The sequence below is a fragment of the Streptomyces sp. URMC 129 genome, from assembly GCF_051386415.1.
Lineage (GTDB): Bacteria > Actinomycetota > Actinomycetes > Streptomycetales > Streptomycetaceae > Streptomyces.
The window spans coordinates 44,135-53,378 of record NZ_JBPQTQ010000025.1 but is presented as its reverse complement, the minus strand read 5'-3'; the positions used below and the strand labels follow the sequence as shown (position 1 = coordinate 53,378).

The window sequence follows — 9,244 nt, the reverse complement described above, 5'->3', positions numbered from 1 at the left end:
GACGGGCTGGCGGGCGGGGCGTGACCTGGCGGACGGGCGGGCTCGGCGGATCTACAGGACGCGGACGGCTCCGGTGGGGCTGTCCCACCCGAGGTCGCGCTCCACGACCCCCGTCGAGGGGTTCTGCGCGCCGATGAACGTGCCGTTCCCGGTGTAGACGGCCACGTGGTAGGCGCTGCCCGCGGAGCCCCAGTAGAGGATGTCACCGGGCTGGAGGGCGTCGAGGGAGACCTGGGTGCCCACCACCGACTGCGAGGCGGCGGTGCGCGGCAGCGAGACGCCGGCCGTCGCGTAGGCGGCCTGCACCAGGCCGGAGCAGTCCCAGGCGCTGTCGCCGCTGGCGCCGAGGACGTACGCGTCGCCCAGCTGGGCGCGTACGAAGTTCACGATGGCGGCTCCCGCGCCGCCGGTCACGGGCGCGGCGGCCGGCTCCGCGGCCGTGCCGAGGGTGGCGGCTTCCTGGGCCTGGGCGGCGGCTTCGGCGTCCCGCCGCTCGCGCTCCATGGCCCGGCGCTCTGCCTCTTCCTGCTCCGCGCGGCGCTCGGCGGCCTCCTGGCGGGCCTGCGCGGCGGCGCGGTCCTGCGCCCGCTGCCACTCGTCGAGGACCTGCGTCTCGCTGACGTACGCCTGGGTGGCCTCGGCGGCCCGGGTGGCGCTGTGGGCGAGGACGGAGTCCAGCGTGGGCAACTCCCCGGTCGACTCGGCCGGCTTCTCGTCGGCGGAGGCGGGGGTGGTCGCGCCGGTGACGGCGACCGATCCGACGACGCCCGTGAGGACGCCGCCGCGGATCAGGTTGCCGGCACGCGACGTGCGGGGTTTTCGGTGTCGACCTTGATAACGGATTGGGGACATGGGGATAACGGCTATCAGCACCTGCCGGTTGATCTCAATTCACGTGTGATGCGCCACAGTGGACGTGTACGCGCCGAATCCATGGGCGATTTGCCCGGAACGCCGCTTCGTCCGGATCCGGACGGCGGGCGTCCGTCTTCCGCCGTGTCCTGCGGGTTGTCCGGATTGTCCGGCGGCCGGCCGGAGGCTTAGCATGTCCGGCGCTCCCGATCAACGTTGCTCCACCGTTACCGGCCGGGAACGTGGCGCACGTCACTTCCCCGCGCCGCCTTCACGTTCCTTCACCAGTTGAACGGTCGGGTGCTCTACCATCTGGCGGTTCCGCGTGCGAATTTGCCGCCCGGAGACCTCCGATGGTAGAGCGAGCCGCCCGGTTCGGCCGGGAATATCCCACCCCCTCCCCGGCCCGTGGTTGGCCAACTACCTTGTGTGGCACATCCTGAACGGGTGCTCCGACCTCGTCTTTGCCGAGGTGGGAGAGATCACAGAGATTGTTGGGCGACCCCGTGTCGAAGGTCACAGGCGGTGAGGCATAGGATGCCTCCAGCTTTGTGAACTGACTCACATAGCGGTGATCTTCGTGAGGGCAGTCGCCGTCGACTGGAAGGAGCGAGGTGCGGTGAACGCGTACGTTCCCATCCTCGTGCTGGGGGCCCTGGGAGTCGGCTTCGCCGTCTTCTCCGTGGTCCTGGCCGCGATCATTGGCCCCAAGCGCTACAACCGGGCGAAGCTGTCGGCCTACGAGTGCGGAGTCGAGCCCACCCCGCAGCCGGCCGGCGGCGGAAGATTCCCCGTCAAGTACTACCTGACGGCGATGCTCTTCATCATCTTCGACATCGAGATCGTCTTTCTCTATCCCTGGGCCGTCCACTTCGACTCCCTGGGGATGTTCGGGCTTACGCAGATGCTGATTTTCGTGGGCCTCATCGGCGTCGCCTACGCATACGACTGGCGCCGGGGAGGACTCGAATGGGACTAGGAGAGAGGCACTCCTGATGGGGCTCGAAGAGAAGCTGCCCAGCGGGTTTCTGCTCACCACCGTGGAGAACATCGCCGGCCTGGCCAGGAAGTCCTCCGTCTTCCCGGCCACGTTCGGCCTGGCCTGCTGCGCCATCGAGATGATGACGGCCGGGGCCGGCCGCTACGACCTGGCCCGCTTCGGCATGGAGGTCTTCCGCGGCTCGCCCCGGCAGGCCGACCTCATGATCGTGGCCGGCCGGGTCAGCCAGAAGATGGCGCCGGTGCTGCGGCAGATCTACGACCAGATGCCCAACCCCAAGTGGGTCATCTCCATGGGCGTCTGCGCCTCGACCGGCGGCATGTTCAACAACTACGCCATCGTCCAGGGCGTCGACCACGTCGTCCCCGTCGACATCTACCTGCCCGGCTGCCCGCCGCGCCCGGAGATGCTGATGGACGCCATCCTCAAGCTGCACGCGAAGATCCGCGAGGAGAAGCTCGGCGTCAACCGCGAGCAGGCGGCCCGCGAGGCGGAGGAAGCGGCGCTCAAGGCGCTGCCGATCATCGAGATGAAGGGGCTGCTCCGGTGAGCGGCGCACGGGCGGCCACCGGGGCGCCGACATCGGTGACGCGTGCGGGGTGCCGCGCGGGCGGAGAAGCGAACGAGGAAGCGCTGTGAGCGACGGCCAGCAGGTGAACCAGAGCACGGACACGAACGAACTGCCCGCCCATCGCGGGCGGGGCGGTGAGGCCATCGCGCACCGGCGCGGGATGTTCGGCGCCAACAACGGCGGCGACACCACCGGTTACAGCGGCCTCACCCGCACCATCCGGATGCCAGGCCCCAGCGCGCGCCCCTACGGCGGGTACTTCGACGAGGTCGCCGACGAACTGGAGGGCGCCCTGGAGGAGCAGGGGATCGACCCCGCCCTGGCGATCGAGAAGACCGTCGTGGACCGCGGCGAGATCACGTTCCACATCGCCCGCGAGCACCTGCTCCAGGTGGCCCGCACGCTCCGCGACGACCCGGCCCTGCGCTTCGAGCTGTGTACGGGCGTCAGCGGCGTGCACAACCCCGCGGACGCCGGGCGCGAGCTGCACGCCGTATACCATCTGCGGTCCCTCACCCACGGGCGGCTCATCCGCCTGGAGGTCAGCGCGCCGGACAGCGACCCCCACATCCCGTCCGTCGTCCCGGTCTACCCGACCAACGACTGGCACGAGCGCGAGACCTACGACTTCTTCGGCATCGTCTTCGACGGCCACCCCGCGCTGACGCGGATCATGATGCCCGACGACTGGCAGGGGCACCCGCAGCGCAAGGACTACCCGCTCGGCGGCGTCCCCGTCGAGTACAAGGGCGCCCAGATCCCGGCACCCGACCAGCGGAGGTCGTACTCCTGATGACCACACACGCGACCCGGCCCGCGGAGGCCAGGGAGACCACGGAAGGCACCGTCTACACCGTCAGCGGCGGCGACTGGGACGAGGTGGCCCAGAGCGTCGCCGACCGCGGCGACGACGAGAAGATCATCGTCAACATGGGCCCGCAGCACCCGTCCACGCACGGCGTGCTCCGGCTCATCCTGGAGATCGACGGCGAGACGGTCACCGAGGCCCGGGCCGGCATCGGCTACCTGCACACCGGCATCGAGAAGAACCTCGAGTACCGGACCTGGACCCAGGGCAGCACGTTCGTCACGCGCATGGACTACCTCACCCCGTTCTTCAACGAGGTGGCGTACTGCATGGGCGTGGAGAAGCTGCTCGGCATCACCGACGACGTCCCCGACCGCGCCACCGTCATCCGCGTCCTGCTGATGGAGCTCAACCGCATCTCCTCCCACCTGGTGGCCATCGCCACCGGCGGCATGGAGCTGGGCGCCAGCACGGTCATGGTCTACGGCTTCCGCGACCGCGAGCACACCCTGGACCTGTACGAGCTGATCACCGGCCTGCGGATGAACCACGCGTTCATCCGGCCCGGCGGCCTCGCCCAGGACCTGCCGCCCGGCGCGGTGGACGCCATCCGCGAGTACATCAAGAAGATGCGGAAGAACCTCCCGGAGTACGACAAGCTCTGCTCCACCAACCCGGTCTTCAAGGCCCGGCTGAAGGACATCGGCTACCTCGACCTGGCCGGCTGCCTGGCGCTCGGCGCCACCGGGCCCATCCTCCGCGCCGCCGGCCTGCCGCACGACCTGCGCAAGACCGACCCGTACTGCGGCTACGAGACCTACGACTTCGAGGTCCCCACCACCGACACCTGCGACTCCTTCGGCCGCTTCCTGCTGCGCCTGGAGGAGATGCACCAGTCGCTGCGGATCGTCGAGCAGTGCCTCGAACGGCTGGAGCCGGGCCCGGTGATGGTGGCCGACAAGAAGATCGCCTGGCCCGCGCAGCTCGCCCTCGGCCCCGACGGCCTGGGCAACTCGCTGGACCACATCAAGAACATCATGGGCACCTCCATGGAGGCCCTCATCCACCACTTCAAGCTGGTCACCGAGGGCTTCCGGGTCCCGCCGGGCCAGGTCTACACCGCGGTGGAGTCCCCCAAGGGCGAGCTGGGCGTGCACATGGTCAGCGACGGCGGCACCCGCCCGTACCGGGTCCACTTCCGCGACCCCTCCTTCACCAACCTCCAGTCCATGGCCGCGATGTGCGAGGGCGGCATGGTCGCCGACGTCATCGTCGCCGTGGCGTCCATCGACCCCGTGATGGGAGGCGTCGACCGATGACGGACGTGCATCTCGGCATGCCGGACCTGCCCGCACCCGCCTTCCCGGAGGAGGTGCGCGCCCGGCTGGAGGCGGACGCGAAGGAGGTGATCGCCCGCTACCCCGACAGCCGGTCCGCGCTGCTGCCCCTGCTGCACCTCGTGCAGTCCGAGGAGGGATACGTCTCCCGTACCGGCATGCGGTTCTGCGCGGAGGTGCTGGGCCTGACCACCGCCGAGGTGACGGCGGTCGCCACGTTCTACTCCATGTACCGCCGCAAGCCCTCGGGCGACTACCAGGTCGGCGTCTGCACCAACACCCTGTGCGCCGTCATGGGCGGCGACGCGATCTTCGCCGCGCTCCGCGAGCACCTCGGCGTCGGCAACGGGGAGACCACCGGGGACGGCAAGGTCACCCTGGAGCACATCGAGTGCAACGCCGCCTGCGACTACGCGCCGGTCGTGATGATCAACTGGGAGTTCTTCGACAACCAGACCGTCGAGTCCGCCAAGCGGCTCGTGGACGACCTGCGCGCCGGCCGCGAGGTCGCGCCCACCCGGGGCGCGCCGCTGTGCGACTTCCGGCAGACCGCCCGCGTCCTGGCCGGCTTCCCCGACGAGCGCCCCGGCGCCGTCGCCGCCGGCGGCAGCGCGGGCCCCGCCTCGCTGGCCGGGCTCCGGCTCGCCAAGGGCGAGCGGGGTCCCGCGACCGTGGCGGTCCCGCGGGCGACCGAGCCCCCCGCCGGCGAGGAGCCCCCGGCACACCCCAGCTCCCACGACGCCCCGCAGCCGAGCTCGGCCTCCGACCCGCACCACCCCGCGGGCCCGGTGACCGGGGAGGGTGAGTGACGACCATGTCCGACGTGACGCAGATCGACCCCGGGAAACTCCTGTCGCCCGTGCTGTCCGCGTTCTGGGACGAGCCCGGGTCCTGGACCCTCGACGTCTACCGCCGGCACGGCGGCTACCGCGGCATGGCCAAGGCACTGGCGATGCCGCCCGACGACGTCATCGCCTACGTGAAGGAGGCCGGGCTGCGCGGACGCGGCGGCGCGGGCTTCCCCACCGGCATGAAGTGGCAGTTCATCCCGCAGGGCGACGACAAGCCGCACTACCTCGTCGTCAACGCCGACGAGTCCGAACCGGGCACCTGCAAGGACATCCCGCTGCTCTACGCGAACCCGCACTCCCTCATCGAGGGCATCGTCATCGCCTGCCACGCCATCCGCTCCCGGCACGCCTTCATCTACCTGCGCGGCGAGGTCGTCCCCGTGCTGCGCCGCCTCCAGGCCGCGGTGGCCGAGGCCTACGCCGCGGGGTACCTCGGCAAGGGCGCGCTCGGCGCCGGCGGCGACCTGGACGTCACGGTCCACGCGGGCGCCGGCGCGTACATCTGCGGCGAGGAGACGGCGCTGCTGGACTCCCTGGAGGGCCGCCGCGGCCAGCCCAGGCTCCGCCCGCCCTTCCCGGCCGTGGCGGGCCTGTACGCCTGCCCCACCGTGGTGAACAACGTGGAGTCCATCGCCTCGGTTCCCGCGATCATGGACCGCGGCAAGGAGTGGTTCCGCTCCATGGGCAGCGAGAAGTCCCCCGGCTTCACGCTCTACTCGCTCTCCGGGCACGTGGCGCGCCCCGGCCAGTACGAGGCGCCGCTCGGCGTCACGCTGCGCGAGCTGCTCCAGATGAGCGGCGGCATGCGGCCCGGCCACCGGCTGAAGTTCTGGACGCCGGGCGGCTCGTCCACGCCGATGTTCACCGAGGAGCACCTCGACGTCCCCCTCGACTACGAGGGCGTCGGCGCCGCCGGCTCCATGCTCGGCACCAAGGCGCTCCAGTGCTTCGACGAGACGGTCTGCGTGGTGCGGGCCGTGACACGGTGGACCGAGTTCTACGCCCACGAGTCGTGCGGCAAGTGCACGCCCTGCCGCGAGGGCACGTACTGGCTCGTCCAGTTGCTGCGCGACATCGAGGCCGGCAAGGGACTGCTCAGCGACATCGACAAGATCGCCGACATCGCCGACAACATCAACGGCAAGTCCTTCTGCGCCCTCGGCGACGGCGCCGCCGCGCCCATCTTCTCCTCGCTGCGGCACTTCCGCGACGAGTACGAGCGGCACATCACCGAGGGCGGCTGCCCCTTCGACCCGGCCCGGTCCACCGCCTGGGCGGACCAGGGCCCGCAAGCACACCAGGAGGTGAACGCGTGACGGTCACCACCGGCGCCGAGACCGCCGCCAAGCAGGAAGACCTCGTCACGCTGACGATCGACGGCATCGAGATCTCCGTGCCCAAGGGCACCCTGGTGATCCGCGCCGCCGAGCGCCTCGGCATCGAGATCCCCCGGTTCTGCGACCACCCGCTGCTGGACCCGGCGGGCGCCTGCCGCCAGTGCATCGTCGAGGTCGAGGGCCAGCGCAAGCCGATGGCCTCCTGCACCATCACCTGCACCGACGGCATGGTCGTCAAGACGCAGCTCACCTCGCCCGTCGCGGAGAAGTCGCAGCGCGGTGTGATGGAGATGCTGCTGATCAACCACCCGCTGGACTGTCCGGTCTGCGACAAGGGCGGCGAGTGCCCGTTGCAGAACCAGGCGATGACGGCCGGCGACCCGGAGACCCGGTTCGACGGCGTCAAGCGGACCTGGGAGAAGCCGGTCCCGATCTCCACCCAGGTGCTGCTGGACCGCGAGCGGTGCGTGCTGTGCGCCCGCTGCACCCGCTTCTCCCAGCAGATCGCGGGCGACCCGATGATCGAGCTGCTGGACCGGGGCGCGCTCCAGCAGGTCGGCATCGGCGAGGGCGACCCGTTCCAGTCGTACTTCTCGGGCAACACCATCCAGATCTGCCCGGTCGGCGCGCTGACCTCCGCCGCCTACCGGTTCCGCTCCCGCCCCTTCGACCTCGTCTCCTCGCCCAGCGTCTGCGAGCACTGCGCCGGCGGCTGCGCCACCCGGACCGACCACCGGCGCGGCAAGGTGATGCGCCGGCTGGCGGCCGAGGACCCCGAGGTCAACGAGGAGTGGATCTGCGACAAGGGCCGCTTCGCGTTCCGCTACGCCCAGCAGCCCGACCGGCTGACCACGCCGCTGGTGCGGAACGCGGAGACCGGGAAGCTGGAGCCGGCGAGCTGGCCGGAGGCGCTGCGCGTCGCCGCCGCCGGGCTGGCCGCGGCGAAGGCCGGCGGCGCCGCCGTGCTGACCGGCGGCCGGCTCACCGTCGAGGACTCCTACGCCTACGCCAAGTTCGCCCGGGTCGCGCTCGGCACCAACGACATCGACTTCCGGGCCAGGCCGCACAGCGCGGAGGAAGCCGCGTTCCTCGCCTCCCGCGTCGCCGGGCACGGTCTCGCCCTCGACGGAGGTGGGATCACCTACGGCACGCTGGAGGCGGCGCCTGCCGTGGTGCTGGCCGGGTTCGAGTCCGAGGAGGAGGCGCCGGGCGTCTTCCTGCGGCTGCGCAAGGCCAACCGCAAGCGCGGTCAGCGCGTCTTCTCGATCGCCACCCACATCACCCGCGGCCTGGCCAAGACCAACGGCACGCTGCTGCCCGCCGCCCCCGGCACCGAGACCGCCTGGCTGACCGCGCTGGCCGACGGCGGCGGGACGGACGAGGCCGGGCGGCGGGCCGCCGAGGCGCTGCGCGAGCCCGGCGCGGTGCTCATCGTCGGCGAGCGGCTCGCCACCGTGCCCGGCGCCTGCACCGCGGCCGTCTCCGTCGCCGCGGCCACCGGCGCCGAGCTGCTGTGGATCCCGCGCCGCGCGGGCGAGCGCGGCGCGATCGAGACCGGCGCCCTGCCCGGGCTGCTGCCCGGCGGCCGTCCCGAGTCCTCGGCCCGCGCCCGCCAGGAGGTGGCCGCCGCCTGGGGCATCGCGGCCCTGCCCGAGCGGCCCGGCCGCGACACCGGCCAGATCCTGGGGGCCGCCGCCGCCGGTGACATCCGCGCCCTGGTGGTGGCGGGCGTCGAGGTGGCCGACCTGCCCGACCCGGCCGGCGCGCGCGCCGCGCTGGACGCGGTGGCCGCCGACGGCTTCCTGCTCAGCCTGGAGCTGCGGCCCACGGAGATCACCGAGCGGGCCCACGTGGTGCTGCCGGTGGCCGCCGTGGTGGAGAAGGGCGGCACGTTCCTCAACTGGGAAGGCCGTGCCCGGCCGTTCGGTCCGGCCATACAGCCCGCCCAGATGACCCGCCGCCTGGTGCAGAGCGACGCCCGCGCGCTGCACATGCTCGCCGACGCCATGGACGTCCACCTCGGCCTGCCGGACCTGCACACCATCAGGCAGGAGCTGGACGGACTGGCCGACTGGCGCGGCGAGCTGCCGCTCGGGCCGACGGCCACCCCCGCCGACCTGCCCGCGCCGGGGCCGGGCGAGGCGGTGCTCGCCGGGCACCGGCTGCTGCTCGACCAGGGCGTGCTCCAAGTCGGTGACGACGCGCTGGCCGGCACCCGGCACCCGGCCGTCGCCCGGCTGTCCCCCGCCACCGCCCGCGAGGCCGGCGCCGGGGACGGCGCGCCGCTGACCGTCACCGGCCCCGCCGGGACCGTCACGCTGCCGCTCGTCGTCACCGCCGAGATGCCGGACCGCGTGGTGTGGATCCCGCTCAACTCCACGGGCGGCGGCGCCCTTCAGGACCTGGGCGCGGTCCCCGGCGACGTCGTCCGCGTCGCCCGTGAGGTCACCGAGGAGGTGAACGCGTGATCACCGTGGCTCAGGAGCCG

General features: G+C 71.9%; 8 protein-coding genes. 7 read left to right on the top strand and 1 reads right to left on the bottom strand.

What is annotated here, in order from left to right:
* Positions 1–51 precede the first annotated feature (51 nt).
* Positions 52–852 carry a C40 family peptidase gene (locus tag ACSNOC_RS07990; RefSeq protein ID WP_436746566.1) on the bottom strand — a complete coding sequence of 267 codons (801 nt, stop codon included), beginning with the start codon at positions 850–852 and terminating at the stop codon, positions 52–54.
* 619 nt (positions 853–1,471) lie between these two features.
* On the opposite strand from ACSNOC_RS07990, the gene ACSNOC_RS07985 reads away from it, so the two are divergent.
* From ACSNOC_RS07985 to ACSNOC_RS07955, 7 genes are all read left to right on the top strand, one after another.
* Positions 1,472–1,831: an NADH-quinone oxidoreductase subunit A gene (locus ACSNOC_RS07985; protein WP_436746565.1), complete on the top strand. Its 360-nt coding sequence runs from the start codon at positions 1,472–1,474 to the stop codon at positions 1,829–1,831.
* A gap of 16 nt (positions 1,832–1,847) precedes the next feature.
* Positions 1,848–2,402 (top strand): NuoB/complex I 20 kDa subunit family protein, encoded by a 555-nt coding sequence (locus ACSNOC_RS07980; protein WP_436746564.1) that lies wholly within the window; start codon positions 1,848–1,850, stop codon positions 2,400–2,402.
* A gap of 85 nt (positions 2,403–2,487) precedes the next feature.
* Entirely contained in the window at positions 2,488–3,216 is a 729-nt protein-coding gene (locus ACSNOC_RS07975) for an NADH-quinone oxidoreductase subunit C (protein ID WP_436746563.1), read from the top strand.
* Entirely contained in the window at positions 3,213–4,550 is a 1,338-nt protein-coding gene (locus ACSNOC_RS07970) for an NADH-quinone oxidoreductase subunit D (protein WP_436746570.1), read from the top strand. The genes ACSNOC_RS07975 and ACSNOC_RS07970 overlap by 4 nt, the downstream gene beginning before the upstream one ends.
* Positions 4,547–5,377 (top strand): NADH-quinone oxidoreductase subunit NuoE, encoded by an 831-nt coding sequence (gene nuoE, locus ACSNOC_RS07965; RefSeq protein ID WP_436746562.1) that lies wholly within the window; start codon positions 4,547–4,549, stop codon positions 5,375–5,377. The genes ACSNOC_RS07970 and nuoE overlap by 4 nt, the downstream gene beginning before the upstream one ends.
* A 5-nt stretch (positions 5,378–5,382) precedes the next feature.
* The gene (nuoF, locus tag ACSNOC_RS07960) at positions 5,383–6,735 is read left to right on the top strand and encodes an NADH-quinone oxidoreductase subunit NuoF (protein ID WP_436746561.1); all 1,353 of its coding nucleotides are present in this window, start codon (positions 5,383–5,385) and stop codon (positions 6,733–6,735) included.
* Complete coding sequence (locus ACSNOC_RS07955) at positions 6,732–9,224, top strand: NADH-quinone oxidoreductase subunit G (RefSeq protein ID WP_436746560.1); 2,493 nt, start codon at positions 6,732–6,734, stop codon at positions 9,222–9,224. The genes nuoF and ACSNOC_RS07955 overlap by 4 nt, the downstream gene beginning before the upstream one ends.
* Positions 9,225–9,244: the final 20 nt, after the last annotated feature.